Origin of the sequence: Exiguobacterium sp. s122 (genome assembly GCF_018618475.1) — a bacterium.
GTDB classification, from domain to species: domain Bacteria; phylum Bacillota; class Bacilli; order Exiguobacteriales; family Exiguobacteriaceae; genus Exiguobacterium; species Exiguobacterium himgiriensis.
In genome coordinates this window covers 1820623-1840330 of record NZ_JACSMD010000001.1, presented here as the reverse complement: position 1 = coordinate 1840330, position 19708 = coordinate 1820623, and the positions used below count along the sequence as shown (strand labels likewise).

22 protein-coding genes are annotated in these 19708 nt (G+C 52.9%); 19 read left to right on the top strand and 3 right to left on the bottom strand.

The genetic code is table 11. The features are described from left to right. The first annotated feature begins 8 nt into the window (after positions 1–8). Positions 9–650, top strand: coding sequence for an ankyrin repeat domain-containing protein (locus KNP92_RS09505; RefSeq protein WP_214839776.1), 642 nt, complete (start codon positions 9–11; stop codon positions 648–650). Positions 651–693: 43 nt separating this feature from the next. Here the strand turns inward: KNP92_RS09505 and KNP92_RS09500 are convergent, their stop codons facing one another. From KNP92_RS09500 to KNP92_RS09490, 3 genes are read right to left on the bottom strand one after another with little or no spacing between them, the layout of a single operon-like run. After that, positions 694–2349: a hypothetical protein gene (locus KNP92_RS09500; RefSeq protein ID WP_214839774.1), complete on the bottom strand. Its 1656-nt coding sequence runs from the start codon at positions 2347–2349 to the stop codon at positions 694–696. Positions 2350–2367: 18 nt separating this feature from the next. Then, the gene (locus KNP92_RS09495; RefSeq protein WP_214839773.1) at positions 2368–2931 is read right to left on the bottom strand and encodes a prepilin-type N-terminal cleavage/methylation domain-containing protein; all 564 of its coding nucleotides are present in this window, start codon (positions 2929–2931) and stop codon (positions 2368–2370) included. Next, positions 2870–3319 carry a type IV pilus modification PilV family protein gene (locus KNP92_RS09490; protein WP_214839771.1) on the bottom strand — a complete coding sequence of 150 codons (450 nt, stop codon included), beginning with the start codon at positions 3317–3319 and terminating at the stop codon, positions 2870–2872. Before KNP92_RS09490 ends, KNP92_RS09495 begins: the two co-directional genes overlap by 62 nt. Before the next feature lie 165 nt (positions 3320–3484). Between KNP92_RS09490 and KNP92_RS09485 the strand changes: the two genes are divergently transcribed. The 18 genes from KNP92_RS09485 (at position 3485) to minD (ending at position 19669) form a co-directional block, all read left to right on the top strand. Continuing rightward, a complete protein-coding gene (locus tag KNP92_RS09485) occupies positions 3485–4708 on the top strand; it encodes a G5 domain-containing protein (protein WP_214839768.1) in 1224 nt (407 codons plus the stop codon). Continuing rightward, positions 4705–4989: a hypothetical protein gene (locus KNP92_RS09480; RefSeq protein WP_214839766.1), complete on the top strand. Its 285-nt coding sequence runs from the start codon at positions 4705–4707 to the stop codon at positions 4987–4989. Before KNP92_RS09485 ends, KNP92_RS09480 begins: the two co-directional genes overlap by 4 nt. Position 4990: 1 nt before the next feature. Then, positions 4991–6649, top strand: coding sequence for a GspE/PulE family protein (locus tag KNP92_RS09475; protein ID WP_214839764.1), 1659 nt, complete (start codon positions 4991–4993; stop codon positions 6647–6649). Positions 6650–6653: 4 nt separating this feature from the next. Continuing rightward, complete coding sequence (locus tag KNP92_RS09470; RefSeq protein WP_214839762.1) at positions 6654–7691, top strand: type IV pilus twitching motility protein PilT; 1038 nt, start codon at positions 6654–6656, stop codon at positions 7689–7691. A 4-nt stretch (positions 7692–7695) separates the two neighbouring features. Next, positions 7696–8913, top strand: a complete 1218-nt coding sequence (locus tag KNP92_RS09465; RefSeq protein WP_214839760.1) for a type II secretion system F family protein — start codon at positions 7696–7698, stop codon at positions 8911–8913. Between the two features lie 140 nt (positions 8914–9053). Continuing rightward, positions 9054–9515: a prepilin-type N-terminal cleavage/methylation domain-containing protein gene (locus KNP92_RS09460; protein WP_214839758.1), complete on the top strand. Its 462-nt coding sequence runs from the start codon at positions 9054–9056 to the stop codon at positions 9513–9515. 94 nt (positions 9516–9609) lie between these two features. After that, positions 9610–10362: a prepilin peptidase gene (locus KNP92_RS09455; RefSeq protein WP_214839756.1), complete on the top strand. Its 753-nt coding sequence runs from the start codon at positions 9610–9612 to the stop codon at positions 10360–10362. 12 nt (positions 10363–10374) lie between these two features. After that, positions 10375–11955, top strand: coding sequence for a pilus assembly protein PilM (gene pilM, locus KNP92_RS09450; RefSeq protein ID WP_214839754.1), 1581 nt, complete (start codon positions 10375–10377; stop codon positions 11953–11955). Next, positions 11952–12659 (top strand): hypothetical protein, encoded by a 708-nt coding sequence (locus tag KNP92_RS09445; RefSeq protein ID WP_214839752.1) that lies wholly within the window; start codon positions 11952–11954, stop codon positions 12657–12659. Before pilM ends, KNP92_RS09445 begins: the two co-directional genes overlap by 4 nt. A 135-nt stretch (positions 12660–12794) precedes the next feature. Continuing rightward, complete coding sequence (locus KNP92_RS09440) at positions 12795–13382, top strand: Maf family protein (protein WP_214839749.1); 588 nt, start codon at positions 12795–12797, stop codon at positions 13380–13382. Positions 13383–13405: 23 nt separating this feature from the next. Beyond that, positions 13406–14035 (top strand): RadC family protein, encoded by a 630-nt coding sequence (gene radC, locus KNP92_RS09435; protein ID WP_214839747.1) that lies wholly within the window; start codon positions 13406–13408, stop codon positions 14033–14035. Positions 14036–14097: 62 nt separating this feature from the next. Next, positions 14098–14538, top strand: coding sequence for a hypothetical protein (locus KNP92_RS09430; protein ID WP_214839745.1), 441 nt, complete (start codon positions 14098–14100; stop codon positions 14536–14538). 117 nt (positions 14539–14655) lie between these two features. After that, positions 14656–15492: a DUF2785 domain-containing protein gene (locus tag KNP92_RS09425; RefSeq protein ID WP_214839743.1), complete on the top strand. Its 837-nt coding sequence runs from the start codon at positions 14656–14658 to the stop codon at positions 15490–15492. A gap of 202 nt (positions 15493–15694) precedes the next feature. Further along, positions 15695–16732 (top strand): rod shape-determining protein, encoded by a 1038-nt coding sequence (locus tag KNP92_RS09420; protein ID WP_214839741.1) that lies wholly within the window; start codon positions 15695–15697, stop codon positions 16730–16732. Between the two features lie 13 nt (positions 16733–16745). Then, entirely contained in the window at positions 16746–17636 is an 891-nt protein-coding gene (mreC, locus tag KNP92_RS09415) for a rod shape-determining protein MreC (RefSeq protein WP_214839740.1), read from the top strand. 1 nt (position 17637) lies between these two features. Further along, positions 17638–18132, top strand: coding sequence for a rod shape-determining protein MreD (gene mreD, locus KNP92_RS09410; RefSeq protein ID WP_214840303.1), 495 nt, complete (start codon positions 17638–17640; stop codon positions 18130–18132). Between the two features lie 5 nt (positions 18133–18137). After that, on the top strand, positions 18138–18806 hold the full coding sequence (locus KNP92_RS09405) for a septum site-determining protein MinC (protein WP_251136443.1): 669 nt from the start codon (positions 18138–18140) through the stop codon (positions 18804–18806). Positions 18807–18811: 5 nt separating this feature from the next. Then, complete coding sequence (gene minD / locus KNP92_RS09400) at positions 18812–19669, top strand: septum site-determining protein MinD (protein ID WP_214839738.1); 858 nt, start codon at positions 18812–18814, stop codon at positions 19667–19669. Positions 19670–19708: the final 39 nt, after the last annotated feature.

Genomic DNA, 19708 nt, shown 5'->3' with positions numbered 1-19708 from the left:
GAAGTCAATTGAAACGAAAATGGATACTCGTTGCGTTAGGGGTCGTTGTCTTACTCGGTCTATACGTATGGAACACGTCGACAGTCGACCTCACGTCCCTTGAAGGGGAGGAACTGCAAGAAGCCATTGCTTCGAAACGCGATTTGACCGCGGAAGACGTTCATCAGCTCCAACAACGTGGTGAATGGGAAGCGGTCGAACTCGCGATTCAGTCCGAGAAAGTCAAACCGACGCCCGAGCTGTTCCTAGAAGCGTTACAGCTTGGGACGAGCGAGGTGATTCGGACCTACTTGAATCATGAGGCAGACCCGTTCGCAGAAGTGAACGGCGAGCCGTTGATGGCACGCGTATACGGCGAGAACGCCGATGCCGCGAAATGGAACGTCGTGCATGAAGAAGTGCACGATGATCGGCTACTCGTGTTCGCAGCCGAGGCGCTCGACATGAACGCCGTCACCTCCTTACTTGATGCAGGCGCAGCTATACCGGTGCAAGCGAAAGAATCGATTTTATATCAAGCGGTTCGCCATAATCATGTGGCGCTCATCGAACGATTGATCGCGAACGGGGCGTTATGGACGTCGGCACACGAGCAGTTGGCCCGTGAGTTCCGTTCAGATGCCGTCTTGAACTGGATGAAGCAACGTTGAAAAAGACTCGCACTCAATTGGTTGAGTGCGAGTCTTTTGTCGTTTACTTAAGTTGGACCGGTTGGCTGACGAAGAATTGAAGCTGATTGGTGACAGGTAACGTATTCAATTGGTTGAACACCGCGTCGTTATACGTCAGTTGGAGTCGAGAATGCTCGGGCGCTTGTTCGGGGATGTTTCGCTCAAAGTACTGGGTCGCCGAAAGCCCTTCTGCTTCTGGGTAACGGCCACGGAACACGTTCACGTCGAGCGGACCGCGACTATACAGTCCACCTTTGATTTGAAGTTCCGATCCGACCGCATACACTTGCGTCTTCTCTAAAGAGTCACTATATAAAAAGGCTTGCAGTGACGTCGAGCCCGTTTCAAACTCGTTAATCCGATTCAACAAGATTTTCCCTTTTGAGAGAAGGACGAGCGAGTTGAGGCCCGATTCATCGAGGGGTCGAATGTTCGCACGATCAATGACGCTGTCACCGAGCACGTAGACGGTTGATTCAAATGAGACGTTTCCTTGAATCGTCAAGTCGCCGTTTACGATAAGCGGCCGATCAATCGAAATGTGGTTGAGTGAATCAATCGTGAGGTCGCCGTCAAAGAGGAGCGGATTCTCGTTTTTCGCAATCGATTCCGTGATCACCATCGCGCTACCCGTCAAAGAGGGCGGTAACGTCACGATGGTGGGATCGGTCAAACGGTCGTAGAGCCGTTTTGCCAAATACGGACTCGGCCGCTCGATAATGGTCGAGCCGTCGTCACTGATGACACGTTCTGTCTCGAACACGAGGTTCGTACGAGGGAGTGTCGACTGTCTGAATAGCGTCGTTTCGACCGTATTCGTGTAAGGCAATTTTTGAGACAGACGCCGGTTCACGAACTCGATGATGGAATAGTCGAACTGGAACGGTGAGAATTGGCTCGTGACAGGTCCGGCGTCCGGGAACTCGTTTGCGACGGTGTTGCCGGCTGTGAAATAGTTCGGTTGACGACACACATTGCAGGAGGCAAGGTCCGGTACGTCAATTCGGCCATCTAAATAAAAGCGGCTCGTGGACAAGTTTTGGAGCTGTTTCGCCTCGCCGTTCAGTTGATAGTTAGCTGGACGCATCAACGTGAACGGGCCACCTGAATAGATGTTCCCTTTCACAGTCGGCATGCCGTTGACGGCTAACTGCTGATCGGACCCGAGAACGTAATAAAGGAAAGACGGTAACGCCGTCAAATAGAGGTCTTGTGTATAGTGAACGGCGAGTCGAGGCTGTTCCGGGTTTACTTGGCGACTCGCATGGACGTCCACTTGCAGAATCTTCGTGAACGGGGCCGTCGCGAACCGGTTCGTGTCCTCGTTTTCTTTCAATTGAATCGAATACGTGATTGTGCTGTCACTCGAATTCGTCAATTTTACAAATGGCGCATCCGTCGCGAGGAGTTCGTGGACAGCCGCGTTAAAAGCAGTCTCGGACGTCATATGTTCGGGAACATCGTTAGAGTCGTGAAGGGGGAAACGATTTCGAACATCGGCTGCAATTAACTGAAGGGCGCTTCTCGCGTCTTCGTTCAATTGCGTGTCTTCTGTCCGGATGACGGTCAACTTGTTCGTGACGAGGTTGACTTGCATCGCTGCGAGAGATAAAACAGCGAGTGCGGCCATCGTCACCAGGACGAGAACGAGGACGTAACCCTCTTCTTGTTTTCGCATGAGGGGACCCTCCTTTCGTTAAAATAGAATCGAACTTTTAAACGTTTTGACCGACTCAGGATTCTCGGCTAACGATAAGGCGATGTCAATCTCGATTAAGCCGCTCGTCATATAGCTCGGGCGCCTTGGATCATATATCGGGTCGACGAGTTGAATCGAGATCGCTTCAAGTACGACGTTTGGATTACTTGGTTCGTACGAAGCGTCTGACAAGTTGAGCGGAATTGCTTCATAGCCGGCCTCGCGATAAATCATGCCGGATTCAGAGATTTTTGGATCGGATAAACGATGAAATTGAAACGTACCGTCGATTTGCGTGACCGCATCGAATTGATTTCGGTTCACTTCCGAGAGGATGGATGAGACTAAGTAGTCCGCTTCGCTTCGGAGTTCACTCGTTTCATTCGTTAAACGAAACCCGAGTGTACCTGAGATGAAAGCTGTGATAATGACGCCACTCAAAATCGAGGCGACAACGACGGTCACGAGCAATTCGACCAAGGTGAACCCCTTTGAATCGTTACTGAATGTTTTCGCTTTCTGGGACAGCTGTTTCAGGGAACGGCTCACGTAACGTCGCATTCGAGATCACTCCTTTCAACCGGACAGGAGAGGACATCGTGTCTGTCGTCACCGTTACTTCAAGCTCGATCGTATGGCCGGATTGCATCGAGCCAATCTCCGTCACGTCTACATTGAACGATTGTCCGTTAATCTCCGAACAAAACGGACAAGGGCCACCCGGTGTCAGGGTCGTAAGCGAGATTACCTCTTCGCGTGACGAGGCTCTTCGGTCTAACGTATGTAACGTATTCTGAGCGACCTGATTGGCAATCGTACGGTTTAAACTATCATTCGTCGTTTTCAAGCTTTGACTAAAGATATTTAACAAGGAAAACGAGACGATGGAGAGAATAACAATCGAGACGAGTACTTCGACGAGCGTAAAACCTTGTTCAGAACGACCCAACACGTTGACCTCCTTTTCAAAAATAGTAAAACTGTAGGGAAAAACAGTCTAATTTACTGATTTAAATGTTATTTTCTGTACAAGACATATTATACTAAAGTTACAGTGATTTCGGATAGTCCATCGAAAGTCTTATGGATTTAGAACTTAGGGGGAATTTTGAATATGAAACGATATGGGATGCACGTGCTCATCCTGGCAGGTCTCGTCTTGCTCGTGTCGCTTCCGGCGATCGGGCTTATTAATTATTTAGACGTCGCCGCGAAGACGAGTGCCACATATAAAGATACGCGCGTCGCCGGCATCGATGTGTCGGGGATGACCAAACAAGAAGCGGGCATCCGGCTCAACAACGCCGTCAAAGACTTTCAAAACGCCCCGTTCAGCGTGACACTCGTCGACGGGACGACGCTCGAGGTCGGAAAAGACGTCGTGACGTTTAACGTGGACGGGACGCTTGAGACGATCACGGAACCGGGAGATTACCCGCTAGCGGTCGCCCTCGATGAAGAACAAGTCACGCCTTACCTTGACAACCAGCCGGTGACGATGACGATGGTGACAGGACCGATCACGGCGTCGGCTTCTCAGCTCGACTCGAATGTCGTCCTTGAGACGATCTCAGAAGAGAACGAGGTCGTCGCTTCGATGACGGTCAGTCCGACTCCGGCGATGCGTTCGGTGCTTGAACGAATGAACGGCTTTGAAATGAACGCGGGGGACATCTTTAGCTTGAAGGCGTTCGGGGACGATTTCGATGCCATGACAACGCTCGGTCCATCGCTCTACCAACTGTTCGCGGCGACACCGTTCAACATTTTAGAACGTGTTCCGCACGAGACACTTCCGAGCGGTGTCGAACTCGGTTATGACGTACTCGTTGATGACCGTTCGAATTTTGCCGTTCAAAACACAGAACAGACGGCATACGCCATCATCGTCTTGAACGAAGGGAACACGATGACCGTGCAATTGCTCGGAAAAGCGTTCGAGGCGGCGTACGAGTCACGCGTCGAAGAAGTCGTGAGCGTGCCGTATCAAAATGTCGTTCGCTTCAGCCCGTCACTTCCAGCCGGTAGCTCCTCCGTGACACAATCGGGACAAGCGGGTGAATCCGGGAAGCTGTATCGTGTCCGCATCACCGAATCAGGGGAAACACTTGAGATGCTTGGCTTCGACTTTTATGAACCAATCCCAGAAATCGTGACGAAGAGTTCGGTACCTCTTCCGCCTCCAGAACCGGTCGAACCAGTCATTCCAACTTTTCCTGACGAACTACTGGAAGATGACCCGTTCGATGACGATGTAGAGAATGACGGATCGTATGAATTTGAAGAACCACCGGTATTTGAAACCGTTCCAGAACCAAGCGAGGAGGCAGTCGGATGATTGGATACTTGATTTTACTCGCCTTCTGGGTGCTCGCCACGTTGACGTTATTCGCCTTGTCAGTTCCGACCGTGCGAAAGCGAGAGACGAAACTCGTCATCTCACTTCTTGTCGCGATCCTTTCGGTCGGCGTGTACACGATGTACATGGAAGGGCTCGACCGGACGTGGTGGGCGTTGCTCCTCCTCGTTTTATGCGTATTGGGTGGTGCCGCGTTAAGCGTCTTTATCGAACAACGAGCCGTCGCGCAACAGGAGGTACCACAGAGGATGGTGAAGTAAGGTGAGACGAACGAAGAAACGTTTAGGTGAGATGCTGATTGAAGCGGGGATTATCACGACGGCCCAGCTCGATGAGGCACTCGCTCAAAAACGACGAGGTGAGAAGCTCGGGGATACGCTCATGCGGCTCAACTATTTGACGGAGACACAACTCATTCAAGTGTTGCATGAGCAGTTGAACGTGCCGATCATCACGATATACGCGCAAGACATCAATATGACCGTGACAAAGCTCGTGCCAAAGGCGATCGCCCAAAAGCACGACATCATGCCGATTGAGTTACAGGGGAACACGCTGTTCATCGCGACGGCGGATCCCCTTGATTTGATTGCGATTGATGATGTCCGGCTCCAGACGGGAATGAACATCGAGGTCGGTATTGCAACGCGAGAACAGATTCGTAAGACGATTAGCCGCTATTACGAAATGGACGCTTCGCTCATCGAAATTTTAAAAGAAGAAGCGCCAGAAGTAGAACGGCAAGAAACGTCGTCTCGTGACGACGCGCCGGTCATCCGGCTCGTCAACCAGTTGTTCTTGAGCGCCATCGACCAACGCGCCTCAGATATTCACTTCGACCCGCACGAGAAGCAACTCCACGTCCGCTTCCGGGTCGACGGTGACCTTCGTACCGAGGCCGTCTATCCGAAAAAAATTCAAAGCGTCATGCTGACTCGAATCAAAGTCATGAGTAACTTGGATATTACCGAGAGCCGATTGCCGCAAGACGGACGCATCAAATACACGCTCCGTGACCGGCCCTATGACTTCCGCGTCTCAACGCTCCCGACGATGTACGGCGAAAAGATCGTCATCCGGGTGCTCGACTCATCGGAAGGCTTAACCGACTTGACCAAACTTGGCTTCGGCGAGCATAACGAGCGCGTCTACCGCGACATGCTCAAGCGACCGAACGGAATCATCTTGATTACGGGGCCGACCGGTTCAGGGAAATCGTCGACACTTTATGCGTCGCTGAAAGAATTAAACGACGAAACGAAAAACATCATCACGGTCGAAGACCCGGTCGAGTATCAGCTCGACGGAATCAACCAAGTGCAAGTTAACGCGAAAGTCGGGCTCACGTTCGCTTCCGGGCTACGCTCGATTCTCCGTCAAGACCCGAACATCGTCATGGTCGGGGAAATTCGGGACACGGAGACGGCGGAGATCGCCATCCGCGCCTCGCTCACGGGCCACTTGGTGCTGTCGACGCTTCATACGAATTCGGCGATCAGTTCCATCACCCGACTCGTTGACATGGGGGTCGAACCGTTCCTCGTCGCCGCGTCGACGTCCGGCCTCGTCGCCCAGCGTCTTGTCCGACGCGTCTGTCGGGACTGCGGTCATGCGCAGCCCGTCTCAAAGCGCGAACAAGAATTGTTTGAGAACGAAGGGGTCGTGATCCATCATGTCGTCCGTGGGAACGGTTGTGCGTCCTGTAACTTCACCGGTTATCGGGGGCGCCTGGCCATTCATGAAGTCGTGCCAATCGATGAAGGGTTGCGCCGTCTCATTATGAACCAGGCGACAGAGGCGGAGATGGTCGATTACGCAAAAGCGCACGGGGCGAGGTTCTTACTCGCTGATGGATTAGAAAAAGTCGCGTCAGGATTGACGACGACCGAAGAGATTTTAAGAACAGTCATAACGGAGTGATGAGATGATCCATCAATCGATAGAAATGATTTTGACGAAGGCGGTCGAACAACGCGCCTCAGACATCCATCTGACCGCGGGCTCACCGCCGATCTTTCGCATCGACGGGAGTCTCGTCACAATGGGAGAGGAGAAAGTGTTACCGGCCCACATTGAGAGTTACTTGCGTGAGATTATGACCGATGATATGCGCGCTCGGCTCGATTTAGAGCGTGACCTCGACTTCTCGTTTGGCGTGCCGCGCGTCTCGCGCTTCCGCGTCAACGCTTATTACCAGCGGGGGACGGTCGCCATCGCGTTTCGCTCCATTTCCGGGGAAATCCCGACAATGAACGAGCTCGATTTACCGGCCGTCTTAAAACGACTGATTGAGAAGCCGCACGGACTTATTCTCGTGACCGGTCCGACCGGCTCGGGGAAATCGACGACGCTCGCCTCGATGATCCATGAGATTAACCGGACACAACGAAAACGAATCATCACACTCGAAGACCCGATTGAATATTTGCATTCGCATAATCAAAGCATCGTCGACCAACGTGAAATCGGTTCGGACGTCACGAAGTTCGTGAGCGGGCTTCGCGCCGCGCTCCGGCAAGACCCAGACGTCATCTTACTAGGGGAAATGCGAGACCTCGAGACGATTTCGACGGCGATGACGGCCGCCGAGACGGGACACCTCGTCATGGCGACGCTTCACACATCGAGCGCGATGTCGACCGTCAGCCGGATTATCGACGCATTCCCGGCCGAGCAACAAGACCAGATTCGGACACAGCTCGCCAACGTCTTGCTCGGCGTCATCAGTCAACGTTTGTTCCCACGTGTCGATGTCCCGAAAGGACGCGTCGCCGCGATGGAGATTTTAATCGGCAATGCAGCGGTCGCAAACTTGATTCGCAATGAAAAAGAGTTCCAGCTCCCGACCGTCATCCAGACGAATCGGCAGAGCGGGATGCAGTCGATGGATGCGTCCATCGAGCAACTCGTCCGGCAAGGCATCATCAATCCGAACGCCACGCCGAATGAAGAAATGAGGTAACCGTATGGCGATATTCCAATACGAAGGCAAGCTCTTAAACGGGCGCCGTAAAAAAGGCCGCATCACGGCTGTCTCGCTCCGTGAAGCGAAAGAAAAGCTCCGGGAAGAGTCGATTCTCGTGACGGAACTGTCTGAGCTCGAGTCGACGGGCTTAAATACGGAAATCAATTTGCTTCCGGATCGGGTGAAGATTGAACATTTGATTATGTACGTGCGCCAGTTCGCGACGCTCATCCGGGCCGGTGTGCCGATTGTACGGGCGACGTCGATCTTGCGTGTCCAGACCGAATCGAAAGCACTGAAGAAGACGCTCAGTCAAGTCGAGGACGATTTACGGGAAGGGATCGCCTATTCGGAGGCGATTAAGAAACATCCGCGGATATTCTCGAACTTCTTCAGTTCGATGGCGCTCGCGGGCGAGGCGAGCGGGAACTTGGAGGAGGCGCTCGACCAAATCGGACTCCAACTCCAAAAACAGTATGACGTGAAGCGAAAAGTCATCTCGGCGCTCACGTATCCGCTCGTCGTTTCCATTGTCGCAATCGGCGTCGTCGCCTTCCTGATGGTGAGTGTCGTCCCGACGTTCGCCAGCATCTTCGCTCAGCTCGGCGGGGAGCTCCCACTCATCACACGGCTCGTCGTCGCGGTCTCTGACTTCGTCGCTGCTTATTGGTGGCTCATCTTCGGAATCGCGATACTCGGCATCCTCGTATTCACATGGATGCTGAAACGGGACAAGGAACGGTTCATCATCGATGGTCTGTTGTTGAGGACACCGATTTTTGGTCCCATCGTGTTGAAGTCGCAGATTGCGTTATTGACGCGTAGTCTCGCCGTCTTACTTCAAGCCGCCGTCCCGATTTTGTCAGCGATTGAGATCACAGAAAGAATCGTCTCGAACCGCGTCATCCGAAAAGGACTCGGAGAAGCAAGGAACAGCATGGCGCAAGGGATACCCCTTCACGAGCCGCTCATGCGCAACAACAACTTCCCGCCACTTATGACACAAATGATTGCGGTCGGCGAGGAAAGCGGGGATTTGGACTCGATGTTAAACGAAGTCGCCGAGTTTTATGAGACCGAGGTCGAGACGACGACGGACCGGTTGAAATCGATCATCGAGCCGTTACTCATCGTCGTTCTCGCGAGCATTGTCGGCGTCATCGTCATCGCCGTCGTCGTTCCGATGTTCCAAATTTATGGTGATATCCAAAATCAGTAGAATTATTGATTTATTTTAAGATTATCGTCTATTCAATACTATTTTTAGAATGTATAGTAAAATTGTTCTATTCATTCTAGGACTAACGTAATGTATGTAGCATAAAACACAGCACAGCACACAAAAGGGGAGAATCAATCATGTTAGAAAAAATGAAAATGATTTGGCAAGATGCGAAACAATTGAAAGATGAGCGCGGCCTTACACTCGTCGAGTTACTCGTCGTCGTCGTCATTTTAGGTATTATCGCTGCCATCGCCGTCGTCGCGATTGGTGGGATTATTGAGAACTCGAAAAAGGATGCAATGGTTGCCGATGCAAAGCAAATGGTGAGTGCGGCGAAGTTGCATACTGCTTCTAACCCAGGTGCAACAACGTTAGACTTTACAACAGGTGAAGGTGCTAACTATATCTCTGGTCTTAAAGATCCGTTCAATAAAACTGCCCCTGAAACATATTCAGCAGCTTCAGTAGCAATTACTGAGGCTAATGGGAAATATTCTTATGCAGTGACATTGACAAGTGAAGAGGCAAAATACAACTTTAAAGCGTCACCTGAATCAAGTCTAAATAAAACAGAGCTAGAAAGAACTAACAAGTAATAAACTTAATTTAAAATTCCGGCTGGCGCTGGGCACTCGCTCAGCCTAGCCGGTTTTCTGTTTTTGGCATATACTTACAAAAGGAGTGACCAGATTGGTTGACCTCATTGGACTTAATTACAGCATCGTGCTCGGAGCGGTCATCACTTCGTTCACGAACGTCGTCGGGCTCCGCGTGCCACAGAAGCAATCGATCGTGACGCCACGCTCGCACTGTCCGTCTTGTGGCCACGTCTTGTCGGCAGGGGAGCTCATTCCCGTGTTCGGCTATTTGTTCCTCCGTGGCAAATGTCGCGGCTGTGGCGGTCGGATCGCGCCGACGTATCCGCTGTTCGAATTGCTCGGGGCTATCGGCTACGGCTATAGCTTCTCGCTCTATGGCTTCTCGGGCACGACACTGCTCGCGTTCATCTTCTTGTCGACGCTCCTCGCTTTGGCGATGTCCGATTTGTCGACGATGCTCGTGCCGAACGTCATCTTGCTTTATACGGCGCCGGTCCTGCTCGTCCTCACTTATGTATCCGGAGCGGTATGGTGGAGCTCGATTGCCGGGGCACTGCTCGGCTTTTCGATTTTAGCGACCGTTTTTTTCGTCTCAAAAGGGGGACTTGGGGCGGGCGATGTCAAACTGTTTACAGTAATCGGACTCGTGCTCGGACCACGTGACGTCCTCGTCGCGTTGTTTCTTGCCAGTTTGATTGGCGCCGTTGTCGGGTTGACGTTAATCGCATTAAAGCGAATCGGACGCAAGCAACCGATTCCGTTCGTCCCGTCGATTGCACTCGGGACGATGCTGACGTTTTGGTTCAGCGATTCATTTTTTGATTGGTATTTTGATTTAGTGTAGGGGGAAACCAGCATGAGCCGGGCTATAGAGAAAGGGACGGTCGCGTACTTCTCGTTTGATGCGCTCAGCATCCACGGGGCCGTCATCAAACAAGGCATCTTCAAACGGAGCGCTTCCGTCCAGTTGGCAAAAGGCGCGTATGCGGAAGGTCGGATTCAAGACGAGAACGCGTTCGGTCTTGCCTTTGACGAGCTGTGCCGCATGTTAAAAGTACGAAAAGGCATGGTCTGTGCCGTCGATATGGCGGAGACGGAAGTGCTGTCCCGAAAAGTCGAGATTCCATCGACCATTCCGAAAGACGAGATCCGCGGCTATCTGTTCATGGAAATCGGCAGTTCGATTATCTTGCCGTTCGACGATGTCGCTTTCGATTATGAGGTGCTCGGCGAGACGCAGACGAAAACCGAGGTCATGCTTCACGCCGTCTCGGTCGATTTAACGAAAACGATTCGCGCTTACATGAAAAAACGCGGCTTCGTCTTGAAGAAAATCGTGCCTCGCCCGGTCGCTGTCGCGAACGGAGTAGCGCGTCTAGAGACGCTCGACCCGCTCAAGTCGACACTGCTTTGGCACGTGACCCCGTTCGCGCACCAATTGCTCGTCTTAGAGGAAGGACAGGTCCGCTTCATCCGGTCGATTGAGACGGACATCCCGTACCGCAGCGAGACAATAGACGGGCACGTTACGTATACATATAGTGGATCGCATGAGGCGTTCCTGACGCATACGGACGAATGGTTGAATGAGCTCGCCCGTTTCCTCGACTTCTATCGTTACTCGCTCCGGACGGACGGCCGTTCGATTGACGAGTTGATTGTGACAGGGACGATCCCTGAACTTGATACGCTCGTCCAAACGATCGAGGCTGAGGCGATGGTACCCGTCAAACGGATTGACGACCCGCTCCCGCTCTCACATGCGACTCCGCTGTCGCACCAGATGTTGCCGCTCCTCGGGATGGCGACGCTCGACCGAGACCGCGATGCGAACTTTATCAACTCAACTGACGTGACGCTCCGCTGGCCGATCATCGCGAGCCTCGCGTCTCTCCTTATCGGGGGCGGGCTTGCCGGCTTCTTATATTACGAGGTGCAAGGGCTAGAACGACAAGAGGCCCAACTGAACGAACAACTCCAGCTCGTCCGCATCTACCAGACGGAACAAGTGAACTCGAAAGGACAACAAGTACTCTCGCTCGACCAGACGGTGACGTCGCTCACGAACGAAGAGAAACAGGCTGTCCCTGCGCTCCGGGCGTTGACGGAACAGTTGCCGCCGACCGGCTACGTGTTGACGTATAACTACGCAGACGGGTCGCTCATGAGCGTGCGGGCGCAGTTTGAGACGCTGCCGGAGTTGAACGCCTTCCAACGGGCGCTGCTCACGGACCCGCGCTTTGAGGAGGTCAAACTGCTCGGTGTCACGACCGAGACGAAAGCGGACACCGAAGACACGGAAACGGACGACACGACGCGTCTGACCGAGGAGCCGCTACCGCGCTATATCGGTGAGTTCACGTTCACGTTCGTTGATGCCGAAGTGCCAGAGACGGATACCGAAGGGACGACTGATGAGGAGGTGGTGAGCCAATGAAACGTTCAACGGTTTATTTAATCTTCACTCTCTGCCTATTTGCCGCCATTGCCGTTCCAGCGTATTTTGGTTATGCGTATTTCACAAAGCAAGGCGAGGTCGAAGTGCTCGAGCGCGAACTATCACTCGAACAGACGAAGCTCGAACTGATGCGCCAAGAAGGTCGTGCCGTCAATGTCGCCGACTCGCAGCGTCTGCAGACGCGTGTCCCGACCGAGCCTGCATTAGACACGGTCGTGGAGACGTTGTCGCAAGCGAGCCAGCTCGCGAGCGTCAACGTGACGAGCATCGCCTTCGCAGACGGAATCCTCGCCGAGTCCGAAGTGCCGGAAACGATTGAAACGCCGGAACCAGATGACGTGAGTGCGACGGCCGAACCGGCCACACCGGTCGACATCACGCCGGTGAACGCCTCGTCGGTACGGGCGACCGTGTCGCTTCAAGCCGAGACGTATGAGGCGCTCGTCCTTTTCCTCGAGTCTGTTGAGTCGATGAACCGAATCCATATTTTACGGACCGTTCAGTTCACTGGACCGGCCGAGACGGGACCGAACACGACCGAGACGATTGCGCCGCTCGACTTCACGGTCGAACTCGACGCCTTCTATCGTCCGGACTTGACGCAATTGATTGAGGATCGGTACGTGCCGACGCAGACGTTCCCTCGGAAAGACATCCCGGTGTATGACTACACGACGCCGTGACAAGACGCCCTTCGAAATCGAGGGGCGTTTTTCTGTCGGCCGAGATTGTATTCAGCTGTCGGTTTCCCTACAATCAACAGTGGAATGTGATACGGGAAGAAAGCCCGTTATCTTATAAACGAAGGAGTCGATACAATGAAAGCAACACAGAAGCGTGTCATTCTCGCCTCGATGTCGCCGCGGCGCACCGAGTTGTTAACGAAGGCAGGGATCCACCATGAGGTCATCCCGTCGACTGTTGTCGAAGGTGTCAACGGCGTTGAAGCGGCGTCTGATTATGTCGCTCGACTCGCCCGAGAAAAAGCGATGGACGTCGCACGCGCAAACCGTGACGCGGTCGTCATCGGGTCGGACACGGTCGTCGTCTTAGACGGCAAAATTCTAGAGAAGCCGGCTGACCGGGAAGAGGCGAGCCAGATGCTCCGTCGTCTTTCTGGTGCGACGCATGACGTCTTGACCGGGGTGAGTATCATCGGCCCCGAACGCCAAGACTTGTTCGTCACGACGACGCGCGTCACGTTCATCGATATTCCGGAGGCGTGGCTCGACGGCTATCTCGATTCCGCGGAGCCATACGACAAGGCCGGTGCTTACGGCATCCAAGGGTCAGGCGGATTGTTCGTCGAGCGGTTAGAGGGCGACTACTATAACGTCGTCGGCCTGCCGCTCATGCCGCTCGTCCGTACGCTTGAAGGGCATGGGGTGACGCCACGCTTTCTGTGATTGATGGGAAAGTAGGTGAAGGAATGACCATGGTGCTCGACCGAAGTGCTGAAACCGCCATCGCCAGTCTGCTTCAAATCGGAGGGCGGGGCGGGGACCCGTATGCCACCGCCAGGCGCCTATCTGATGTCTATCCGACGCTCCGAGCGTTATCGCAGGCGTCCGTGAACGACTTATGCAAAATCGAAGGGATGACGAAGAAGAAGGCCGAGCAGTTGCTCGCGGCGTTCACGATCGGCATCCGTTACGTCGAAGAACCGAAGTCTGAAATGCCGACGATCCGTTCGCCGCAGGATGCATACGAGTTGCTACGGGATGAGCTGCGGCTCCTCAATCAAGAGCATTTCGTCTGTTTATATTTGAATACGAAAAACCAGCTCATCGCCCGGAAGACGCTCTTCGTCGGTGGGCTCAACTCATCGATTGTTCATCCACGCGATGTGTTCCGCGAGGCGCTCAAACTGTCAGCGGCGTGTTTCATCGCCGTCCATAACCATCCGAGCGGGGATGCGACGCCGAGCCGAGAAGACATCGAGGTGTCGGAACGGTTGGTTGAAGCGGGAAATATCATCGGCATCGCCTGTCTCGACCACGTCATCATCGGGGAAGACCATTACGTCAGCATGAAACAGCGGGGGTACATGAATGGTTAATCTTTGGAAGAATATTTCCAAATGTGAACTAGGTTTGTTATACTGGCAGACGAGGTGTTCACATGAAAAAAATCATTTGGCTCTTAATTATTGGGATGGCGCTTATAGCAAGTTTTGTCCCGCTCCAACCGCTCGCCTTGACGTTCGTCGTCTTTATGCTGTTCGTCTTCGTGAGCATCGCACTATTCCAACAGCTTCCACAAAATGAATGGTTCGACCGCTTGTCACCGCTCCTCACCATTGGAATTGGCATCGTCGCTTTCATTGCCTACTTGGGGCTGTTTCTCGCATGGGGGAACGCGACGATCGATTCACAAGTATGGCAGATGATTGGACAACTTCTTTTCATGTACGTCGGAGTGTATGTATTTGTTGTGACGGTATCGGGCTTCTTGGCCGGCGCGACGCGTCAAAAACCGTCCCGCTTCTTTCAACCGGTGCTTGTGGTCTCGGTCATCTGTTACGGGGCGATGCTACTCTTGTCACTCTCGTCGCGAACGTAAAGTAGGCTAAGTATGAAGCAGACGTAATTCACGTCTGCTTTTTGTATGTAGAGGAGTCGGTCCACGCGGTGTCGAAAACGGTATTCAGAAGGTGGATGAAAAGGATCGTGATGCGACATGAGTGAAGACAGGATTTATCAACAAGAAGATTTGAAGCGGATTTTAACGGATATCAAGAGTGGAACCATCCGCTTGCATCAAGTAGATGAGACGCGGGTTATCGAGTCGATGCTCTATCATATCGGTTCAACGGATGCCGAACTTCGAGATCAATTGATCTATACGCTGTTTTACCGGTTCATCATCGAAGACGAACGAATGACAACCGAACAATTGACGAGCCTGTTTCAGACGACGCTCAAGTATCACTTGTTCCACGGCATCGGGGAGACGGCATCGGATACCGTCTTCACCCGGTCGTTTTCGACGCTGTTGCTCGCCTTAATTTTGTATCAAGACCGGCAACAGCGTTTCTTGTCGGAAACGGACCTTGAACGATTAAAGGCGAAGCTGTTGGCGTATCTCGAATGTGAAATCGATACGAGGGGATACGTGACCGGCAAAGGCTGGGCCCATTCGATTGCACACGTGGCCGATACGTTCGACGAGCTCGTCTTACATCCGGAACTCGACGAGACAGAGTTTAGTGATGTGCTTGAAGCGTTATGGAGCAAGGTAATGATTCCGACCATCTATGTGCACGATGAAGATGAACGGATCTTAAACCCGATTTTCGGACTACTTGACCGCGGGATGGACGAGCAAGAACTGATCGTGTTGCTAGAAAACCTGCCCGCTAGACTAAGTGTCTACAAACAAGAGCTCGAGTCCGAGCAGTATTGGCAAGTTGTGCATAACGTGAAAACGTTTTTAAAGAGCTTCCTTGTCAAGTTGCATGATACGGATCGTCACACGCTTCAAACGGCGGTGCTTCTCACACTAAAAAATGTTTGAGAAATGAGTCAAAATCGAAGCAGGCGCTTTCATGCGCTTGCTTTTTTGATTTGCGTTTTTCAGTAAAAGAAGGCACACTAATAGACGGTGAGACTGGACTCGACTACAGGGATTGTAAATAACCTGTAATCGAATGAACGTTTTCAAACATGATTTTTCCGTTATAATAAAAAATAGTGTAAATAAGAGAGGGGCAACACGTATGTTTCGTAGTTTTAACCGAGAAATCGGAATCGACCTTGGGACGGCTAACACGCTCGTTTATGTAAAAGGTCAAGGCATCGTCGTTCGTGAACCGTCTGTTGTGGCGTTCCGTACCGATACAGGCAGAATTGAGGCCGTGGGTAACCAGGCGAAAGATATGATTGGACGTACGCCGGGCAACGTGACGGCACGTCGTCCGATGAAAGACGGGGTCATCGCGGACTTTGAAACGACTGCAACGATGATCAAATACTTCATGGAGCAAGCACAGAAGTCGAAGAGCGGCTTGTTCTCATCGAAGACGAACGTCATGATTTGCGTACCGAGCGGTATTACGTCGGTCGAAAAACGTGCCGTTGAAGACGCGGCCAAACAAGCGGGCGCGCGTGAAGCGTACACGATTGAAGAGCCGTTCGCGGCAGCAATCGGTGCCGGTCTCCCGGTATGGGAACCGACGGGCTCGATGGTCGTCGATATCGGTGGCGGTACGACCGAAGTCGCAGTGATTTCACTCGGCGGCATCGTGACGAGCCAATCGATTCGTGTCGGCGGTGACGAAATGGATGACGCCATTATTCGTTACATCAAAAACAAATACAACCTCATGATCGGGGAACGTACGGCCGAGACGCTCAAGATGGAAGTCGGCTCAGCTCGAATCGATGCGTCGAACGAAGGCGAGAAGATGGAAATCCGTGGTCGCGACCTCGTGACGGGTCTTCCGAAACAAATCGAAGTGACAGCGGCTGAAGTATGCGAGGCACTCTCGGATACGGTCGAAGCGATTCTTGCAGGCGTCAAGCAGACGCTCGAGCAGACACCACCAGAACTCGCAGCAGACGTCATGGACCGGGGGATCGTCCTCACAGGCGGCGGCGCACTCCTTAAAAACTTGGATGACGTCATCTCGGACGAGACGCACATTCCGACGCTCGTCGCGGATGAGCCACTCGACTGTGTCGCTGTCGGGACTGGAAAATCTCTTGAAATGATGGACGTCCTCCGTTCAAAATCAGGCATCTCGTCACGTCGATGAGAGGTGATCAGTGATGAGCCGATTCGTACGCAATAAAAAGCTCATCATCACGCTAATCGGTATCATTTTATTCGTCGTGATTTTAGGGGTTTCGATTCGAGGACGATCGGAATCTGCATGGTACCAAGACGTCACGCGTGATGTGGTCGGGACGTTCCAACGGGTGTTCACCGTGCCGATCGGCTGGATGGACAGCACGGTGTCCTCGATTACGGACGTCCGCGACATCTATGAAGAGAATCGTCAATTGAAACAACATTTGACGAAGTACGCCGAGGTGTCGGTCGAAGCCGATGACCTTCGCCGGGAGAATGAGGAGCTCCGTCAAATGATTGACGCGAGCGAGACGTCGCTTCGTGACTTCGACCTCATCCCGGCCGAAGTGATTGGGCGGACGCCGAACGACTGGCAACGTTACGTCACGATTAACGTCGGAGAAGAGCGCGGCGTCCAGAAAGGGATGGCCGTCACGGCAGCCGGCGGTATGGTCGGACGCGTCATCCAGACGAGCGCGTATACGTCGCAAGTCCAACTGCTCAGCGACAACAACCGGACGAACAACGTCTCGGCTGTCGTCAACGATGCGGACGGAAAGGCGACGTACGGGACGATTGACGGCTTCGACAGTGAGACGAACGAGCTCTTCTTCACGAAGATTTCGAATAGCGTCGAATTGAAAGAAGGCGAAATCGTCTCGACGTCAGGTCTAGGCGGACGTTATCCGGCCGGACTCGTCATCGGGACGGTCGAGTCGATTGAGACCGATGAATATGGCGTCTCGCAAGTGGCCCGCATCAAGCCAGAGGCGGACTTCAACGAGTTTTCGCAAATGTTCGTCATCGATCGGACGCTCGTCGAACCGTTCTTGACGGCACCTGAGGAAGGAGGAGCAGCCGGTGAGTAACATGAGAGTGTTCATCGCCCTGTTCCTCCTCTTTCTTATTGAAGGGACATGGGCTGCCATCTTTTCGTGGCACTACATGACCCCGTTCCTCGCCTTGACGTTGATCGGACTCATGTATATCAGTTTGTATGGCCGCTTTGAGTCGGCGTTCGGTTTCGGGCTCGTCTTCGGATTACTGTACGACATCGTCTACACCGACTTGCTCGGAATTTACTTATTTACTTTTTCACTCATTCCTCTCTTAGTCAGCTTCGTGTTAAAATATATAGGTGAGAACTTCTTCTCGGTCGTCATCACGTTCACATTCATGATTCTTGTCTTCTCCTTCACGATTTACAGTGTGATGGCAGCAATCGGTGCGACGACCATGACCATGCAGACACTTTTAGTTGAACAGATTCCAGGGACGCTCGTCGTCAATGCGATCGCCATCGCGGTACTGTATTACCCGATGACGCGATACGTGGCGACGCGACCTGTAGCGAAGAGAGGGTAGCCATGATGGAGCGTAAACGACACATTACGATTAAAGGACATCGCAACGGGATTGCCATCCATTTCAATCCAAGGAGTGGCATCGATGACGTGCTCCTAGAGCTTGAGGCCACGTTAGAAGAAATGGAGCCGCCCTCTGGGAAGATTGCACTCAAGTTGCACGCGGGAACTCGTTATTTGGACGAGGAGCTGTCACGTCAAATTCGTGAAGTCGTTGCTCGTCATGGCGTTTTTTATATCGAGGAGCTTTCGAGCGAGGTCATGTTGACCGAAGAGGCGAAAGCAACATACGGCAAGAAGACGTTCCATTACCATAGCGGGACGATTCGTAGCGGACAAGTGCTCACGTTCGACGGCTCGGTGCTCATCATCGGGGACGTCAACCCGGGATCCGAGGTCCGGGCGACCGGAAGCATCTATTGTTTAGGGACGATACGAGGAAATGTACGGGCCGGTGTCGAAGGATGGAGTGACGCAGTCATCACGGCAAGTCTCCTGCATCCGAAGTTTTTGGCAATCGGTGAGCATGTCCTCGCGTCAGACGACGACGAACCGCTCCCGGAGATTGAGATGGGTTGCGCGTATCAGACAAATCAAGGCATTGAAATGACGCGTCTCCGCCAAGTCATGACGGGATTGAAAGACGCATATGCAATGGAATTACAGAGAGGGTGAGTTTGATGGAGCAAGTAGTAGAGCCTGTACATACAGCGAAAGAAGTGAAGAAAGGCCGGGCTATCGTCGTGACGTCGGGGAAAGGTGGCGTCGGGAAAACGACGACGACCGCGAACCTCGGGACGGGTCTCGCATTGTCTGGACACTCGGTCTGTCTCGTCGACACGGACATCGGTCTTCGAAACTTGGATATCGTGCTTGGACTCGACAACCGGAGCATTTATAACCTCGTCGACGTCATCAATGGACAATGTAAGTTGCATCAAGCGCTCGTCCGTGACAAGCGGTTCGAAGAGATGTACTTGCTCCCGGCCGCCCAGTCGAAAGACAAGACGTCGGTCCAACCGGAACAAGTGAAAGAGATTATCGATCAGTTGAAGACAGAATATGACTTCGTCTTAATCGATTGCCCGGCCGGTATCGAGCAAGGCTTCATGAACGCCATCGCCGGAGCGGACGAGGCGGTCGTCGTGACGACACCGGAGAAAGCGGCCGTCCAAGACGCGGACCGCATCATCGGGATGCTCGAGCAAGCCGAGCACGTCGCCGCGCCGAAACTGATCGTCAACCGCGTCAAGAATCATCTCGTCGAATCGGGCGACATGCTCGACATCGATGACATCATGCGTATTTTGTCGATCGACCTCCTCGGCGTCGTCGTTGATGACGAAGAAGTCATCGCCGCAGCGAACCGCGGGGTACCGGTGACGATGAACCCGGACAATAACGCCGGACAAGCGTACCGCAACATCACGCGGCGCATCCTCGGCGAATCGGTCCCGCTCATGTCGATTCAGACTGAGAAAAAACCGGTCGGCTTCTGGACACGGCTCATGATGAAATTTGGAATGAAAAAAGCGTAAAGGCAACGAAAGTTGCCTTTTTGTGTCGAAAGGAGAGCG

What these genes read in the sequence shown, in the direction of transcription:
- KNP92_RS09500 (WP_214839774.1), bottom strand. Translation starts at nt 2,349, where the DNA reads ATGCGAAAACAAGAAGAGGGTTACGTCCTCGTTCTCGTCCTGGTGACG.
- KNP92_RS09495 (WP_214839773.1), bottom strand. Translation starts at nt 2,931, where the DNA reads ATGCGACGTTACGTGAGCCGTTCCCTGAAACAGCTGTCCCAGAAAGCG.
- KNP92_RS09485 (WP_214839768.1), top strand. Translation starts at nt 3,485, where the DNA reads ATGAAACGATATGGGATGCACGTGCTCATCCTGGCAGGTCTCGTCTTG.
- KNP92_RS09480 (WP_214839766.1), top strand. Translation starts at nt 4,705, where the DNA reads ATGATTGGATACTTGATTTTACTCGCCTTCTGGGTGCTCGCCACGTTG.
- KNP92_RS09470 (WP_214839762.1), top strand. Translation starts at nt 6,654, where the DNA reads ATGATCCATCAATCGATAGAAATGATTTTGACGAAGGCGGTCGAACAA.
- KNP92_RS09465 (WP_214839760.1), top strand. Translation starts at nt 7,696, where the DNA reads ATGGCGATATTCCAATACGAAGGCAAGCTCTTAAACGGGCGCCGTAAA.
- KNP92_RS09460 (WP_214839758.1), top strand. Translation starts at nt 9,054, where the DNA reads ATGTTAGAAAAAATGAAAATGATTTGGCAAGATGCGAAACAATTGAAA.
- pilM (WP_214839754.1), top strand. Translation starts at nt 10,375, where the DNA reads ATGAGCCGGGCTATAGAGAAAGGGACGGTCGCGTACTTCTCGTTTGAT.
- KNP92_RS09445 (WP_214839752.1), top strand. Translation starts at nt 11,952, where the DNA reads ATGAAACGTTCAACGGTTTATTTAATCTTCACTCTCTGCCTATTTGCC.
- KNP92_RS09440 (WP_214839749.1), top strand. Translation starts at nt 12,795, where the DNA reads ATGAAAGCAACACAGAAGCGTGTCATTCTCGCCTCGATGTCGCCGCGG.
- radC (WP_214839747.1), top strand. Translation starts at nt 13,406, where the DNA reads ATGACCATGGTGCTCGACCGAAGTGCTGAAACCGCCATCGCCAGTCTG.
- KNP92_RS09430 (WP_214839745.1), top strand. Translation starts at nt 14,098, where the DNA reads ATGAAAAAAATCATTTGGCTCTTAATTATTGGGATGGCGCTTATAGCA.
- KNP92_RS09425 (WP_214839743.1), top strand. Translation starts at nt 14,656, where the DNA reads ATGAGTGAAGACAGGATTTATCAACAAGAAGATTTGAAGCGGATTTTA.
- KNP92_RS09420 (WP_214839741.1), top strand. Translation starts at nt 15,695, where the DNA reads ATGTTTCGTAGTTTTAACCGAGAAATCGGAATCGACCTTGGGACGGCT.
- mreC (WP_214839740.1), top strand. Translation starts at nt 16,746, where the DNA reads ATGAGCCGATTCGTACGCAATAAAAAGCTCATCATCACGCTAATCGGT.
- mreD (WP_214840303.1), top strand. Translation starts at nt 17,638, where the DNA reads ATGAGAGTGTTCATCGCCCTGTTCCTCCTCTTTCTTATTGAAGGGACA.
- KNP92_RS09405 (WP_251136443.1), top strand. Translation starts at nt 18,138, where the DNA reads ATGGAGCGTAAACGACACATTACGATTAAAGGACATCGCAACGGGATT.
- minD (WP_214839738.1), top strand. Translation starts at nt 18,812, where the DNA reads ATGGAGCAAGTAGTAGAGCCTGTACATACAGCGAAAGAAGTGAAGAAA.